The organism is Pseudomonas sp. AC112, from assembly GCF_979253545.1.
On the sequence record NZ_CEEDCM010000001.1, the window covers coordinates 4,404,491 to 4,418,170 of the forward strand.

17 protein-coding genes and 1 pseudogene are annotated in these 13,680 nt (G+C 57.5%); 11 read left to right on the forward strand and 7 right to left on the reverse strand.

The features are described from left to right. The first annotated feature begins 48 nt into the window (after positions 1–48). The 4 genes and pseudogenes from AC0IYN_RS20465 to AC0IYN_RS20480 all read left to right on the forward strand — a co-directional run bounded on the left by AC0IYN_RS20465 (position 49) and on the right by AC0IYN_RS20480 (position 1,952). Positions 49–567 (forward strand): GNAT family N-acetyltransferase, encoded by a 519-nt coding sequence (locus tag AC0IYN_RS20465; RefSeq protein WP_471842914.1) that lies wholly within the window; start codon positions 49–51, stop codon positions 565–567. A gap of 54 nt (positions 568–621) precedes the next feature. Next, positions 622–875 (forward strand): annotated as a pseudogene (locus AC0IYN_RS20470) (response regulator); the annotation flags it as partial. A gap of 171 nt (positions 876–1,046) precedes the next feature. Further along, positions 1,047–1,340 (forward strand): hypothetical protein, encoded by a 294-nt coding sequence (locus AC0IYN_RS20475; protein ID WP_457238554.1) that lies wholly within the window; start codon positions 1,047–1,049, stop codon positions 1,338–1,340. A gap of 225 nt (positions 1,341–1,565) precedes the next feature. After that, positions 1,566–1,952, forward strand: coding sequence for a hypothetical protein (locus tag AC0IYN_RS20480; RefSeq protein WP_141537488.1), 387 nt, complete (start codon positions 1,566–1,568; stop codon positions 1,950–1,952). 527 nt (positions 1,953–2,479) lie between these two features. Here the strand turns inward: AC0IYN_RS20480 and AC0IYN_RS20485 are convergent. Next, on the reverse strand, positions 2,480–2,917 hold the full coding sequence (locus tag AC0IYN_RS20485) for a hypothetical protein (RefSeq protein WP_231986859.1): 438 nt from the start codon (positions 2,915–2,917) through the stop codon (positions 2,480–2,482). A 252-nt stretch (positions 2,918–3,169) separates the two neighbouring features. On the opposite strand from AC0IYN_RS20485, the gene AC0IYN_RS20490 reads away from it, so the two are divergent. Both AC0IYN_RS20490 and AC0IYN_RS20495 read left to right on the forward strand, forming a co-directional pair. Then, positions 3,170–3,409, forward strand: a complete 240-nt coding sequence (locus AC0IYN_RS20490; RefSeq protein WP_093547024.1) for a DUF7660 family protein — start codon at positions 3,170–3,172, stop codon at positions 3,407–3,409. Positions 3,410–3,656: 247 nt separating this feature from the next. Next, positions 3,657–4,070 (forward strand): hypothetical protein, encoded by a 414-nt coding sequence (locus AC0IYN_RS20495; protein WP_034104958.1) that lies wholly within the window; start codon positions 3,657–3,659, stop codon positions 4,068–4,070. 192 nt (positions 4,071–4,262) lie between these two features. On the opposite strand, the gene AC0IYN_RS20500 is transcribed toward AC0IYN_RS20495, so the two are convergent. Both AC0IYN_RS20500 and AC0IYN_RS20505 read right to left on the reverse strand, forming a co-directional pair. After that, entirely contained in the window at positions 4,263–4,502 is a 240-nt protein-coding gene (locus AC0IYN_RS20500) for a DUF6124 family protein (RefSeq protein WP_457248657.1), read from the reverse strand. 340 nt (positions 4,503–4,842) lie between these two features. Next, complete coding sequence (locus AC0IYN_RS20505) at positions 4,843–5,832, reverse strand: zinc-dependent alcohol dehydrogenase family protein (RefSeq protein ID WP_471842923.1); 990 nt, start codon at positions 5,830–5,832, stop codon at positions 4,843–4,845. Between the two features lie 103 nt (positions 5,833–5,935). Here AC0IYN_RS20505 and AC0IYN_RS20510 point away from each other — a divergent pair, with 103 nt between their 5' ends. After that, positions 5,936–6,820, forward strand: a complete 885-nt coding sequence (locus AC0IYN_RS20510) for a LysR family transcriptional regulator (protein ID WP_406599409.1) — start codon at positions 5,936–5,938, stop codon at positions 6,818–6,820. 45 nt (positions 6,821–6,865) lie between these two features. Here the strand turns inward: AC0IYN_RS20510 and AC0IYN_RS20515 are convergent, their stop codons facing one another. The 4 genes from AC0IYN_RS20515 to AC0IYN_RS20530 form a co-directional block, all read right to left on the reverse strand. Next, complete coding sequence (locus tag AC0IYN_RS20515; RefSeq protein ID WP_471842930.1) at positions 6,866–8,110, reverse strand: serine hydrolase domain-containing protein; 1,245 nt, start codon at positions 8,108–8,110, stop codon at positions 6,866–6,868. 175 nt (positions 8,111–8,285) lie between these two features. Beyond that, the gene (locus AC0IYN_RS20520; protein WP_471842932.1) at positions 8,286–8,795 is read right to left on the reverse strand and encodes a flavin reductase family protein; all 510 of its coding nucleotides are present in this window, start codon (positions 8,793–8,795) and stop codon (positions 8,286–8,288) included. A gap of 8 nt (positions 8,796–8,803) precedes the next feature. Continuing rightward, positions 8,804–9,832, reverse strand: coding sequence for a methionine synthase (locus AC0IYN_RS20525; RefSeq protein WP_457266983.1), 1,029 nt, complete (start codon positions 9,830–9,832; stop codon positions 8,804–8,806). 27 nt (positions 9,833–9,859) lie between these two features. Further along, a complete protein-coding gene (locus tag AC0IYN_RS20530) occupies positions 9,860–10,843 on the reverse strand; it encodes a DUF1852 domain-containing protein (protein WP_457248653.1) in 984 nt (327 codons plus the stop codon). Positions 10,844–11,143: 300 nt separating this feature from the next. Here AC0IYN_RS20530 and AC0IYN_RS20535 point away from each other — a divergent pair, with 300 nt between their 5' ends. The 4 genes from AC0IYN_RS20535 (at position 11,144) to AC0IYN_RS20550 (ending at position 13,664) form a co-directional block, all read left to right on the forward strand. Next, positions 11,144–11,377, forward strand: coding sequence for a hypothetical protein (locus AC0IYN_RS20535; protein ID WP_406599404.1), 234 nt, complete (start codon positions 11,144–11,146; stop codon positions 11,375–11,377). A 220-nt stretch (positions 11,378–11,597) separates the two neighbouring features. Then, positions 11,598–12,161 (forward strand): nucleotidyltransferase family protein, encoded by a 564-nt coding sequence (locus tag AC0IYN_RS20540; protein ID WP_406599403.1) that lies wholly within the window; start codon positions 11,598–11,600, stop codon positions 12,159–12,161. A 136-nt stretch (positions 12,162–12,297) separates the two neighbouring features. Next, positions 12,298–12,738 (forward strand): tryptophan-rich sensory protein TspO, encoded by a 441-nt coding sequence (tspO, locus tag AC0IYN_RS20545; protein WP_406599402.1) that lies wholly within the window; start codon positions 12,298–12,300, stop codon positions 12,736–12,738. Continuing rightward, positions 12,738–13,664 (forward strand): alpha/beta hydrolase fold domain-containing protein, encoded by a 927-nt coding sequence (locus tag AC0IYN_RS20550; protein ID WP_471842940.1) that lies wholly within the window; start codon positions 12,738–12,740, stop codon positions 13,662–13,664. Before tspO ends, AC0IYN_RS20550 begins: the two co-directional genes overlap by 1 nt. Positions 13,665–13,680 lie beyond the last annotated feature (16 nt).

The window sequence follows — 13,680 nt, forward strand, 5'->3', positions numbered from 1 at the left end:
GCTTTTCCAGTTTGACCGCTACCTCACTCACCTCACCAAAGGCAACATATGCCTGCAATTATCCGCCTTGCTGTACCGGAAGATGCACAACTCCTGCCTGCCATTGAAACCTCCGCTGCTCAAGCATTTCGCTTGATTGATGAGTTGAGTTGGCTGGCTGAATCGCCTCCGATGTCCATCGAACGTCATAGCCAACTCATTGCGCTATCGACATGTTGGGTTGCACTTGATGCCGAGAATCGGCCACAAGGATTTCTCAGTGCCGAGCGCCATGGCAATGATCTTCACATCTATGAATTATCAGTGATGCAATCGATGCAAGGACAAGGTACAGGGCGGCGACTGGTTGAGGCCGCGAAGGATTATGCGCGCTCAAGCAGACTTGGTTTCGTAACGCTTACGACATTCAAAAACGTGCCATGGAATGCACCCTTTTACTCCCGCATAGGCTTCCTGACTAAAGCCACCGCAGACCTGGATGAGAGGCTGGCGGGGATATTGAGCGAGGAGTACAAGCATGGATTCGCTCCGGACAGTCGGTGTGCCATGGCATGGCCAGTGGCGTAATTACAAAACTGTCAGGCCTCCAAGCCTCTAGGAAAGGAAGGTGAGTCTGCCGGACGCTTGTTTAGGGCGGATGTGCACATTGATCTGCTGTTGATGGATGTGGGGTTGCTGATTGGGATGAATGGGTGGCAGATGGCCGAGGCGGGGATGGAGCTAAGGCTGGGGTTGGAGACGTTGTTTATTACCGTGTACGCGGAGAATGCGGTAATGCGGTAATGGGGTCTGGGCGGTTGGGGCGGGATAGGTGCGTTGAAGCCGTTTGCGGTGGACGTGGTGGGGGGAGGGTTCGGGAGTTGTTGGGGAGGTAGGGGGATAGTTATGTACTCCGGAGGAGGGGGAGAATGACTGTCTGCTATCGGCCAAAAGCGGACGCTTAAGAGCGGCAGCTTCCAGCCAGAAGCGGACCTTCATTTTAGACGCATGCATTCGCCTATATCAGCCTGTAGTAGGATGCGGATTTGAACAAAAGAAGCTTCATCATGGATGTTCACGCACTTGAAGAAAGCATTGTCCTATCGATCACCCTGGATCAAGCCCATCGCTATTTCGAGATGGTTGTCAGGCTGGATGACGGGTCCAGAAATAAGCTGATGGCATGGAACGCGGACGGCACTGAGCTAACTATCAGACTTGGCGCTCTTAACGTTCAAAACACCAGTGAACTCGGAGAGCTTGAAGGAATAAACGTCGTTGATAATGTCCTATCCCTTGAAGGTGATTTTGGAGATATAACGATCACGGCTACCTCGATTTTGATTGAAAAGCTGACGTAACTACCGTGCGGGGGGGGGCTATTTCGAGCTGAATGCTAACCGTCACGGATGTCTGATTGTGGCCGATCTCTGCCTGTCGCGAGGGCCGTAATCGACCCAAAGCGGACATTGCCTGTAGCTGAAGTTGACCGACCATGAATCCGTATTGCAGCATGGAATTGAAGTGTGGCACCGCTGTGCGACCACTCTGTAAGCGCGACCTTCGCACCTAACCGGAAGAAGCTCATGATCATGGTGTTATCGAAGGTCGAACTCAAGGAACTGTCGGTGAAAGCGGAAGCAGAGGGTTTAACGCTGAGTGATCTAGCCCCCATTTGCGAAAGGTTCGGCGTTGCACCGCATGATGTGCTGAACGGACTGTCCGTCGCGGTTGCGGAAGGCTTTCTCCAAGGATCTCTACCCTATGATTTTTGCGACGGCGTTATGAACGGGATCATAAATGCTGTGGTTGAAGTAGGCATGACTAACGATATGCCTCAGCCCGCTTTCTCGCTTTACCAGGCATTCGATCAAGGTGAATGGTTCCGCAGTAACGACCCACCGGAAACTGACCCCAATGAGAAATACACGAAGTATGTGGTCGAGGAAATAATGCGTACCCTTAGAGACTAGCTTTCACAGATCGGGAAGTTTCCGCTTTTCGGCTGGAAGGTAGTGGATCGAAGGCCGCTTTTGGCCGATCTCTGCCTGTAGCGAGGACCGTAATCGACCCAGAGCGGGTGCCCAGACATTCAAACCAAATGAGTAGATAATCGACTGCTATACCAGCCATTTCGAGTGCGTATGAGCAACGAATCTTCCCAACGCGAATCTACCGACAGTGCAGCATATAACCTTGCGCAGACCCACGGTGCCCGTCCCCTGTCCGTTGATGGCTATCATCAAACGGTAGAACTGTGCGGTCGGGTCGCCTGCGGCTGGCTGTTCCGTTATAGGATCATTTGCAGCTTGGACATCCCAGCGTATGACCAAGAGTCATTCGCTGGCGCTGTAGGTTGCTTGGTTGCTGACGACGGAGAGATACGTGATCTCTCAGGTCCGATGTTCATAGACATGCTTCATATGCTGGCATAGCTCGCGGGTCCACCTTGACCGAACTCTGCCGTTCACTATGGGCGGGAGTCGACCCATAGCTGTCATTAAATTGAGGTAACGAAGCGGGTTTCGAGACCTACACTTACTGGCGGTAGCGCATTAATCAATACGACGGCGTCGTCGCCCTGGTTAAGGTAGATCAATGAGTCACCGGTCTCGAACGTAACTCTGAATCCGGCCAGCCAAGGCTCTTGCCCGTTGAAAGAGTCAAGAATCCCCTCAACTGCGCAAATTTTTGTGTTCTCGAGGTGGGTTGCTGATAGACCTGCAAGTAGGTTTTCCCTCTTCCAGGAGCAGGTCACGTTCGGCTCTATCTCGAAGGCAGCCGGCGTATAAGAAGGCAACAAGTCCGCGCCTACTCTCTCGCCATCACTCAAGAGATACATGGATACAACTTCTCGCTCGCCAAAACGCCACTCTAGAGAACCTATGTCTCCCAGATCTTTCTCGTCGTTGAAATAGTACTGATCGTGCAGCAGCACACTCAGCCGCTTTCCCAAAAGCGAACGTGCGTTTTGCAGGTCTAGGGCAGCTCTTGTAGGGGATGGGGAGTGTCGGCTAGACATCGGGCACCTCATACAGGTGGGAAGAGAGGCAGATACTACACAAACGCCAATACGTCCGCTTCTGGCCGTTCTCTGCCGGTCGCGAGAGGCAGAAAACGACCCGTAGCGGACGTGAGTCGCTCGATGGATAATCCGACGAGCTACTTATGACATTGAGCGGAGGAACCCATGGAGCTTCATGAGCAATTGGATCAGGTCAAGGACGCCAATTCCTTTCTGGCTTTTGCCCACGCCCTGGCGGAAGACAAATCGAATGGTGACTGGGAAAACGGGACGATAGAAGCATTCCTGGACGGAGCTATTGCATGGGCCGAGGCCAGTAATTTTGGCGTCGATCAAGGGCTTCAAGCCTCCAATCCTTGGGGGCAATTCGCTAATTTTTTGTACTGCGGAAAAATCTACGAGTAAACACGTGAAGTGTTTATTCGCTTTAAGCGTTGCGTCTACCGGGTAGCGGAACGGGCTCGGCTCCACCTCACGATCGACCGATTCTGGTCGGTCACTGCCAATTGTCACTGGCTGCGTTGGGTCGTTTTCAGCCGGTCGCGACAGGCAGTAATCTGCCAATTGCAGACCTTGGATGTGTCTGGAAAACTGAGGGCGATTCACACTGCCGTTTTCCAGATATCTGTTTATAGCCAGGAGCAAAGTTCCCATGAGCGGGCTGTATGAGAAAACTGAGTCCGCTTTGCGGGCCAAAGACGGTGCGGCCTTCTGGGCTGCACTCGTCGGCGTCGACGCACAAATTACCGCGCCACTTTTGGCGAAGCTCCTGCTGGAAGACTGGCATGAAGAGCATGAAGACATCGTTTTCGAGTTGGGGTTAATCGGGGAAAACTGCGCGACGTACGCGATTACGGAAGCCGCGCAGAAAAATTTCGAGCACCTGATCAGGTGGGGCAACCTGGAAGAGTTCCAGCGCAAGTGCGCTTATGCATTAGCGCGTATTGGCTCTAGCGATTCAAAGGTAGCTTTGGAACTCATGACACAACAGCTCGACCCTGGCCTAAGCAAGTACGCTGAGGAAGGTCTAAAGCATTGGCCGATGCCGGTCAAAAAGCGGGGTTAGCGAGCCGGTTTGTTTTTTCCTGTCTAAATGACCGCTTCTGGCCGAAAGCAGGCCCTGAACTACATAGGTAAAGCCGGGAGTTTAGACCTGCTCCGGAGTTCATCGATTTCATGGGAAGCAAAGTCGCCTAATCGTAACTCCCGCATACGACGATTCGGCGAGCAGTCCGCTAGTGACTGGAATTTCTGTTATTCAAGGAGGGCACGGTGCTTCGCGGTCGAGGAGTCTTGCCGTCATCAGCATGCCCAATTCGCTCAGTTGGTGAATCGCCAGTGCAATGTCACGGTGCTTACCGCTGAGGTCTTCCGAGAGGTCGAGTAGAAGAGTGCTAACCGAGCTAAAGGTCTCGTAGCTATTGGTAATGAGGCTTTCAGTACTCGCGTCGAAACTGACGGTAAATAGGACGGTTGGGTCAGATGAGGCTTTGCACATATTCGTAATTCCCAAGTCGGGCCGTCACCCCATCACTACTAAACGAAAGGGTGGCAGCTGTACGCAGGTTAGTAGACCGGGGAATTACGCAAAGCCGGCGCGCCCGAAGGCGCCCTACGCACAGCCACCATCAAGCACCGACAGGAATGTCAGATTGATGAAGCTTGTGCACTCAACGTAATTGAACCATCAGGCTACTAAACCCGATCACCAAAAAATTCAGCGACTGCGCAACCATAGATTCCACCACCCCAGCACACAAGCCGGCGGATTCTGACGCACGCGTAGGCAATCGAGCAACCCACTACCTAGCTTTGGGAAATGTCCTAGGACATCGCCCTCACACCGTCACCACCACCTTCCCCACTTGCTGGTTCGCCTCCAAATACCTGTGCGCGTCCTGCACCTCATCCAACCCAAACGTCTTCGCAATCACAGGCGCCAATGCGCCCGACGCAAGCCCATCCAAGATGAACGCCTTAGCCCGTTCCAACGCAGCCGGGTCACCGACGATCTCGGCATACAAATACCCCTTGAGCGTCAAACATTTCCCCAACACGGTAAACAACGGAAACGGCGTCGGCTCGGAGCTCAACGCGCCGTACTCCAACAAGATCCCGCCCTGGGCCATGCTTTGGGTGAGTGCTTCAAAACCCGGCCCGCCGATGGGGTCGAACACGACGCGGGCGCCTTTGCCGTCGGTCAGTTGCATCACGCGTTGCACCAGGTCTTCTTCGTCGCTGACGATGACGTGGTGGGCGCCGGCGTCGAGCAGGGCTTGTTGTTTGGCGCGGGTGCGGGTGACGGCGATGGCGGTGGCGCCGACGCTGCGGGCGATCTGGAAGGCGGCGAGGCCGACGCTGCTGGAGGCGGCGGTGACCAGTACGAAGTCGCCTGTGGTGAGTTTGGCTTGTTCGACCAGGGCGCCCCAGGCGGTGACGTATTGCATCCACGAGGCAGCGGCTTGGACGAAGCTGAGGTTTTGTGGGTGTTTGACGGTGAGGTGGGCGGGCACGTTGGCGACTTCGCCGTAGGTGCCCCAGCGGGCGATGTCCAGCGGTGGGATGACGCTGACGGCGTCGCCCACTTGGAGGCTGCTGACGTTGGCGCCGATGGCGGTGACTATGCCGGCCGCTTCGTAGCCCAGGCGGCTGGGGAATTCGGCTTCTTGCAGGTAGGCGTGGTTGCGGAACATCACTTCGGCGCGGTTGAGGCCGAAGGCTTTGACGTCGATTTGCACTTCATCGGCGGCGGGGGCGGGGACGTCGATGTCTTCGAGTTTCAAGACGCTGGCGTCGCCGTAGGCGTGGATTCGGACAATGCGTGGCATGGGGGTAGACCTCGGTGTTGATCGATAAGGCGTTCAATTTAGGCTTGGGAAGACGTGAGATAAAGGCCTAGGATGGCGCAACACTAGAAACAATGGGTTTCCAATGGACCGCCTTACCTTGATGGCCACTTTCGTCAAAGCTGTGGAGCTGGGCTCGTTCAGTGCGGTGGCGGATGAGTTGAACCTGTCGCCGCAATTGATCGGCAAGCAGGTGAAGATGCTGGAGCAGCACCTCGGTGTGTCACTGCTCAACCGCACCACGCGCAAGCAGAGCCTGACCGACTTTGGGCGCACGTTTTACCAGCGCGCCAAGCTGATTTTGGCGGACATGGACGCCGCCGAAGAAATGGCCGCCGTCACCCGTGGCGTGCCCAGCGGGCGCCTGCGCATCAACGCGCCGGTCACGTTTGGCGTAAGCACCCTGGCGCCGCGTTTGCTGGAATATATGGTCAAGTACCCGCAGGTGTCGGTGGACTTGACCTTGTCCAACGAGCTGATCGACCTGGTGGAAGACGGCTACGACGTGGTGTTTCGCATCGGTGAGCTGAGCGACAGCGGCCTGACCGCTTTGCCCCTCAAGCCGTACCAGATGCTGTTGTGCGCGGCGCCGGCTTATCTGGCGCGGCGGCCCGCCATCACCACACCTTGGGATTTGCAGGAGCATGAGTGCCTGGCGTTTGCCTATTCGGACGGGCGCTCGCATTTGCAGTTCGACGGGCCAGAGGGGCGGGTGGAGGTGCCGATTACAAGCCGTTTGACGATTAATCAGGGTGACCCGCTGTTGTCGGCGGCGGTGGCGGGGTTGGGCGTGGTGTTGTTGCCCCAGGAGTTGGTGAACGACGCGCTGCGCAAGGGTACGTTGGTGGCGTTGTTGCCGGACTACAGTGTGCCGGTGTTGCCGATGAACTTACTGTACACGGCGGGTCGGCAGGTGACGCCGAAGGTGCGCAGTTTTGTGGAGTTTGTGAAAGGGGTGTTGGGGCGGTGATTGAGGGGGCGGGCCAGCGTCAGCATGGCTCGCGCCCTTTTTACGTTACGGCAGCACCTTGGCGATGGCGTCAAACGCGACCATGTCGTCGATCACCTCGCCGCCAGTCGGCTGGGTCTGCGCCTGCCACACCACGATCACCACGTTTTTGGTCGGGTTGATGTAGAGGTACTGGCCAAAGGTGCCGGCGGCGGTGAAGGCTTTGTCGGCCTTGGACGCGTCGGTCCAGCCCGGCCACCACATGGAGGCGAACTCGCCGTAGGCGCCATCTGAACCGGTGACGGCGCTGGCGAAGCTCAACCAGCCTTCCGGCAACACTTGCTTGCCACCGGCCTTGCCGCCGCTGAGTACGAATTGGCCGAAGCGGCCGTAATCCTCAAGCGTCGCGCTGATGCCGCTGCCGCCCACTTCGTTGCCATTGGCGCCGTCGAGCCACCATTTGGCGTCGGTCTGCATGCCGTAGGGCGCCCAGATTTTTTCGCTCAGGTATTGGGTGAGGGGTTTGCCCACGGCGGCGCTGACCAGTTGGCCCAGCACTTGGGTTTCGCCGGTGCTGTAGTTGGTGCGCGTGCCGGGTGGCGCTGCGGTGGAGAGGGTGGCCATGAACTTGAGCAGGGAGCCGGTGACTTGTTCGCTGCGCAGTTGGATCAGGTGGCGTTCGTCGGAGGTGGGGTCGGTGTATTTCTCGTTCCATTTGACCCCGGAACGCATGGCCAGGATTTGCCGCACGGTGACCTGGTCGTAGGCGCTGCCGGCCAGTGCCGGCAGGTAGCGGGTGACTTTGTCATCCAGGCTTTTGATGGCGCCGTCCTGCAGGGCTGCGCCGACCAGGGTGGAGGTGACGGATTTGGCCACCGACATCGACATCCAGCGGGTCTCGGCGGTGTTGCCGTGTGCGTAGCGCTCATCGACGATCTTGCCGTCCTTGAGCACCAGCAGGCCCGCTACGCGGTTGGTCACCACGTAGTCATCGAGGCTGTAGTGCTTGCCTTTGAAGTCGAATGCCACGGGGGCCAGCGGCTGGCTGCTGCGCGGTAGGGGGAACGGATGGCCTCCCGCCTTGATGGTGCGCACCGGGAACAAGCGGTCGGTATTGCGGAAGGTGGTCACTGCCAGTTCGGGGCTGAGTTTGCCGTCGTAGATGGCCTGCACGTCTCCAATCGGTTCCTGGGCATGCGGGTAGGGTGGGGTGGCGCAGGCGGACAGCGACAGTGCGAGTGTTGAAGCACACATCATGGCCCGAAAAGGGTGGCGCGCCAGGCGCGACGACGGGCGAGGGAGCACGGGCATAAGAACCTCTTTGATTGTTTTTGATCGGTCTTAAAGGACTGCTGCACGCCAGCGCGGCTGACGTGTCGAAAGCCAGCATGCGTCGGGGGATTTTTTTTGGCGCGCGGGATCGGGCCGCTTTATGCGTGGGATTGGGACAGCGGCCGCCCTTTGCGAGGGCGGCGCGGGTAAAGGCTCAAACCGCGTCAGGCGCGGCGATGTTGCAATATTGCCCTTTGAAATACAGCAACGGCTGCGTCGCCGCTACCTCTTGCAGGTTCAGTGCTTTCACCTCGCCAATCACGATCAGATGATCACCGGCGACGTGTTCGGCGTGAATGTCGCAATCCAGCCAATGCAGGCTGCCGGCGATGATCGGGTTGCCCAGCGGCGATGCCTGCCAGTCGACGTCGTGCCACTTGTCGGTGCCACGCCGCGCGAACTGGTTGGAGATCCTGACCTGCTCACCCGAGAGGATATTGACGGCGAATCGACCGGCCTGGCGGATTTTGGGATAGCTGGCGGAATTGGACATGACGCTGAAGGACACCAGCGGTGGGTTCATCGACACGCTGTAGAACGACTGGCAAGTGAAACCAATCGGTTCGTCATCGATGTGCGACGTAATCACGGTGATGCCGGAGGCGTAGTGCCCGAGCGCTTCGCGAAAGCTCAATGGCTCGATGGCCTGGCTGGAACGTGACATGGTGGGCACTAGTTCGACAGTTCTCGGCGGATGATTTCTGCGCCGGCACTCAACGCCTTCAGCTTGCCTCTCGCAACCTGACGGGGCAGGGGCGCCATGCCGCAGTTGGTGCACGGGTATAGCTTGTCGGCGTCCACGAACTGCAGGGCTTTGCGCAGGGTATTGGCGACTTCCTCGGGCGTCTCGATGGCATGGTTGGCCACGTCGATGGCACCGACCATCACTTTTTTACCGCGAATGAGTTCGATGAGCTCCATGGGCACATGGGAGTTGTGGCACTCGAGCGAGACGATATCGATGCTGGATTTTTGCAGCTTGGGGAAGGCCTCTTCGTATTGGCGCCACTCTGATCCGAGTGTCTTTTTCCAATCGGTGTTGGCCTTGATGCCATAGCCGTAGCAGATATGCACCGCGGTTTCACATTTAAGGCCTTCGATTGCGCGTTCCAGGGTGGCAACGCCCCAGTCATTCACCTCATCAAAGAACACGTTAAAGGCCGGCTCGTCGAACTGGATGATATCGACGCCCGCCGCTTCCAGTTCCCTGGCCTCTTCGTTGAGGATCTTGGCGAATTCCCAGGCCAGTTTTTCGCGACTTTTATAGTGGTTGTCGTACAGCGTATCGATCATGGTCATGGGGCCTGGCAGCGCCCATTTGATGGGTTGCGTGGTTTGCTGGCGCAGGAACTTGGCGTCTTCGACAAACACGGGCTTTTGACGCGTGACAGCACCCACCACCGTTGGCACGCTCGCGTCATAACGATCACGGATTCTGACGGTTTCGCGCTTCTCGAAATCAACGCCGCCGAGGTGCTCGATAAAGGTGGTGACGAAGTGTTGGCGCGTTTGTTCACCATCACTGACGATATCAATGCCGGCGTTTTGCTGTTCTTGCAGTGACAAACGCAGGGCGTCTTGTTTGCCCTCGATCAGCTCGTTTTCTTGCAGTTTCCAGGGCGACCAGAGCGTCTCGGGTTGTGCCAGCCAGGACGGTTTAGGCAAGCTGCCGGCGGTTGAAGTAGGCAATAACTTTTTCATTACGGGTGACCTTGTCTTTTAAATGAATCAACGCGCGTGGTTGGCAGACCATTGCTCCAGCACCGACTGGTAGGGTTTGATGAAGTTTTCTTCAACAAACTTGCCCTGTTCAATGGCCAGTCGGCTGCGCTCTTCGCGGTCGTAAACAATCCGCGTCAGTGAATAGTCCTGGTGTTGCAGGCTGGGTTGATAGGATTTGCCGGCTGCAGAGTTGGCGTTGTAGATCTCCGGGCGGTAAATCTTCTGGAAGGTGTCCATGGTGCTGATGGTGCTGATCAGCTCAAGCGTGGTGTAGTCGCTGAGCAGATCGCCGGAAAAATAAAAAGCCAGGGGCGCAACGCTATTGGCAGGCATGAAATAGCGGACCTTCAGCCCCATCTTGTTGAAGTATTCATCCGTCAGGGAATATTCATCTTGCTGGTATTCAACGCCCAGTACAGGGTGCAGGTTTTCGGTGCGATGGTAGGTCTTGGCACTCGACACACTCAGGCAGATGACAGGCGGCTTGGTGAAGTGCTCTTTGTAAGTGCTTGAATTGACGAAGCTCTTGAACAACTTTCCGTGCAACTCGCCAAAGTCTGCGGGCGTGCTGAAGTGGGGTTGGTCCTTGTTGTGCTCCAGCAAGCGCACGCTGAAGTCGTAGTCGCGTACGTAAGAGGAAAAGTTATTGCCGACAATGCCTGCCACGCGTTCGTTGGTTTTTCGATCGACAATGTTGGTTTTCAATATTTCAATCAAAGGAATGGCGTGGCCACTGCGTTGAACAGAAATATCCATTTCGACCGAAATGATTTCAAGCTCCACCGTATAACGATCGCCCTTGGGGTTGTCCCAATGGGCCAAGGCGTTGAAGCGGTTGTCAATCATCCTTAACGTGTTACGCAGGTTTTCTTGACGGCTTGCTCCCCTTGCCAAGTTAGCAAAGTTGGTCGTGATGCGCGTATTTTCGGCGGGGTGGTAGTGCTCGTCGAAACGAATGCTCTTGACCGTAAATGCAAACTCTTTGTTCATTGTGACCCCACACCCTGATTGCCGCGATAGAGCCTGAACGTATTGAGTGTTCAGGTGCTTGTTCAGCGGTCTATAACCTGTCTTTAAGTGGGGTGCATTTTAGGCAGGGCTACAACATGAGCGGAACTGAATTGAATTCACTGAAACTTTAGCCCTCCTCATGATGGGGCGTGCGCCCGTTGCAGGTGTCGTTGCCGGCGCCACCGCCGAAACCAGCCCGTTTCGTTGCAAACCGGTCTACCATGCCTGCCCGGCAGTGGTTTCACGCGCTACCGATTTCTCTCTTGCAAGGTATCGCCCATGTCCATTGACCAGATCAGCCTTCCTAAAGGCGTAGGCCCCCACGCCACCAAGCTCCTCGACGCCATCACCGGCGCGTCCACTCACGAAGAACTCAACCGCGCTGGCGGCAAGGCCGAAGGCTTTGTGCTGGGCCTTGAGGCGGCCAAGGCGATCAAAAGCCAGATCGCCGAGTCGTTGTATGTGGCCTACGACGACGCGGCGAGTCATCGGGCGAGTGAGTTGAAAGGTTAGGCTTCAACGTTTGCCAATGGGTGCTGGCGTGTTGCTGCGGCAGGCGCACGCACGCTCGGGCGTCGGATTGAGCCGAGTGCCCCAGCCACAGGCAGCGCCCCTTCACAGGTGGGGCGCGTGACTGTCAGAACGTCCGGGCCGGTTTGAATATTCCAATCGTCACCGAAAATAACGAAGATGCAGGGGTTACCTGACGCAGCACCGATAGTAAGGAATGCACATGACATTGACCGTCAACACCCTGCTTGACCTGGCCATGGCCAACCCCATCAACGCTGAAATTACCGCGCGCCTGCCCGATCTTGGGGTGGACCAGTGCTTTCTGACGGCGGGCTGTCTGTTCCAGGCGGTGTGGAATCATCAGTCGAATTTGCCTGCTGAACAGGGCGTGAAGGACTACGACGTTTTCTACTTCGACACGGACCTGTCTTACGAGGCGGAGGATGCGGTGATCCGCGCGGCCGAGGCGCTGTTCCAGGACCTGGGCGTAAACGTCGAGGTGAAGAACCAGGCACGGGTTCACCTTTGGTACGGCCAGCGGTTCGGCCGGCCTTATCCGCAGTTGCACACCGCCAAGCAGGGGATTGACCGTTACCTGGTGGCGGGTACGTGCATCGGCCTGGAGATTGCGACGGGCGAGGTGTACGCGCCCTATGGCCTGGAGGATGTGGAGCAGGGGGTGCTGCGCATCAACCCACTGCATCCGGAGCGGGAGTTGTTTGCGCGCAAGGCCAGCAGTTATCAGGCGCGGTGGCCTTGGTTGAGGATTGTGGCGCCTGACTAGCGTTAGCAAGGCTGCGAAAGCGGTAGGTCAGGCGATAAAGATACCCCGCACTGCCAGTGCCCACCGGAAGATCGGCAGTGAACTTTTACCCGTGTGCGACACGTCCAAGCTTGAAATGCTCAGCCAAGGACCGACCATGACTTTCTTCATCTTCCTGCTCGCCTGTGTCGCCGCCGCCAGTACCGGCATGCTCTTCAAGCCCGGTGCCTGGTACGAATCCCTCGTCAAGCCCAGCTTCACCCCGCCCAATTGGCTGTTCCCGGTGGCCTGGACGATCATCTACCTGTTGCTGGCCTGGGCCGGTTATCGCCTCAGCCTTATCCCCGGCAGCCAAATGGTGCTGGCGCTGTGGGCGGCGCAGATTGCGTTGAACACGCTGTGGACACCGGTGTTTTTTGGCGCCCATCGCATCCTCGCCGGGATGGTGATCATTGCGGCGCTGTGGGTGACCGTGGCGGCGATGGTGGTGTTGGCAGTGCGCCTGGACCTGATCACCGGCCTGATCCTGTTCCCGTACCTGGCGTGGCTGTGTGTGGCGGCGGCGCTGAACTTCTCGATCCTGCGGAATAACCGTTGATGGCTTATAAACCCTGGCCCGCCAGTGAGCCTGAACGGGCCGAGATGCGTGGTTTCAACCAGAAACTCGCGTGGATGCCGCGCTTTAAAATCCGCAATCGCATTACGCCGCGTTTGATCCAGGCGCTGTTGCGCGCCAGTCAAAAGATCAAAAAAGCGCCACGGGCGGAATGCAAAACAGTCGACTCCGTCCCGGTGCGTATCTTGCGGCCGAGCGGCAAACCCAAGGGCGTGGTGCTGGATATCCACGGCGGCGGCTGGGTGATCGGCAATGCACAGATGGATGACGACCTCAACCTGGGCATGGTCAACGCCTGCGACGTGGCGGTGGTGTCGGTGGACTATCGGCTGGCGGTCGACACGCCCGTCGAGGGCCTGATGGTCGACTGCCTGGCGGCCGCGCGTTGGCTGCTCACCACCGATGAGTTTGCCGGCCTGCCGGTGATCGTCGTCGGCGAATCGGCCGGCGGGCACTTGGCTGCGGCGACATTGCTGGCGTTGAAACAATGGCCGGAACTGCTCAAGCGGGTGAGCGGCGCGGTGTTGTATTACGGCGTCTACGACCTGACCGGCACTCCGAGCGTACGCGCGGCAGGGCCGGACACCTTGCTGCTAGACGGCCCGGGCATGGTCGAGGCGCTGCGCATGCTCACGCCAGGGCTGAGCGATGACGAGCGCCGGCGACCGCCGCTGTCACCGTTGTATGGCGACTTCGAGGGCCTGCCACCGGCGTTGATGTTTGTGGGGGAACTGGACCCTTTGAAGGATGACACTCTGTTGATTGCTGAACGGTGGCCAGGGGCTGAAGCGTACCTGTTGCCGGAGGCGGCGCATGGGTTTATTCATTTTCCGGTGGTGATGGCAGGTAGCGTGCTTGCTAACAGCCGCCAGTGGATCGATGCCCGACTGGGGATGACGGCGGGATGAACACTCAAGCGCATTC

Coding starts and splice junctions, on each gene's coding strand:
- AC0IYN_RS20475 (WP_457238554.1), top strand. CDS start 1,047: ATGGATGTTCACGCACTTGAAGAAAGCATTGTCCTATCGATCACCCTG.
- AC0IYN_RS20535 (WP_406599404.1), top strand. CDS start 11,144: ATGTCCATTGACCAGATCAGCCTTCCTAAAGGCGTAGGCCCCCACGCC.
- AC0IYN_RS20480 (WP_141537488.1), top strand. CDS start 1,566: ATGATCATGGTGTTATCGAAGGTCGAACTCAAGGAACTGTCGGTGAAA.
- AC0IYN_RS20520 (WP_471842932.1), bottom strand. CDS start 8,795: ATGTCACGTTCCAGCCAGGCCATCGAGCCATTGAGCTTTCGCGAAGCG.
- AC0IYN_RS20550 (WP_471842940.1), top strand. CDS start 12,738: ATGGCTTATAAACCCTGGCCCGCCAGTGAGCCTGAACGGGCCGAGATG.
- AC0IYN_RS20540 (WP_406599403.1), top strand. CDS start 11,598: ATGACATTGACCGTCAACACCCTGCTTGACCTGGCCATGGCCAACCCC.
- AC0IYN_RS20490 (WP_093547024.1), top strand. CDS start 3,170: ATGGAGCTTCATGAGCAATTGGATCAGGTCAAGGACGCCAATTCCTTT.
- AC0IYN_RS20505 (WP_471842923.1), bottom strand. CDS start 5,832: ATGCCACGCATTGTCCGAATCCACGCCTACGGCGACGCCAGCGTCTTG.
- AC0IYN_RS20500 (WP_457248657.1), bottom strand. CDS start 4,502: ATGTGCAAAGCCTCATCTGACCCAACCGTCCTATTTACCGTCAGTTTC.
- AC0IYN_RS20530 (WP_457248653.1), bottom strand. CDS start 10,843: ATGAACAAAGAGTTTGCATTTACGGTCAAGAGCATTCGTTTCGACGAG.
- AC0IYN_RS20465 (WP_471842914.1), top strand. CDS start 49: ATGCCTGCAATTATCCGCCTTGCTGTACCGGAAGATGCACAACTCCTG.
- AC0IYN_RS20525 (WP_457266983.1), bottom strand. CDS start 9,832: ATGAAAAAGTTATTGCCTACTTCAACCGCCGGCAGCTTGCCTAAACCG.
- AC0IYN_RS20515 (WP_471842930.1), bottom strand. CDS start 8,110: ATGCCCGTGCTCCCTCGCCCGTCGTCGCGCCTGGCGCGCCACCCTTTT.
- AC0IYN_RS20510 (WP_406599409.1), top strand. CDS start 5,936: ATGGACCGCCTTACCTTGATGGCCACTTTCGTCAAAGCTGTGGAGCTG.
- AC0IYN_RS20495 (WP_034104958.1), top strand. CDS start 3,657: ATGAGCGGGCTGTATGAGAAAACTGAGTCCGCTTTGCGGGCCAAAGAC.
- tspO (WP_406599402.1), top strand. CDS start 12,298: ATGACTTTCTTCATCTTCCTGCTCGCCTGTGTCGCCGCCGCCAGTACC.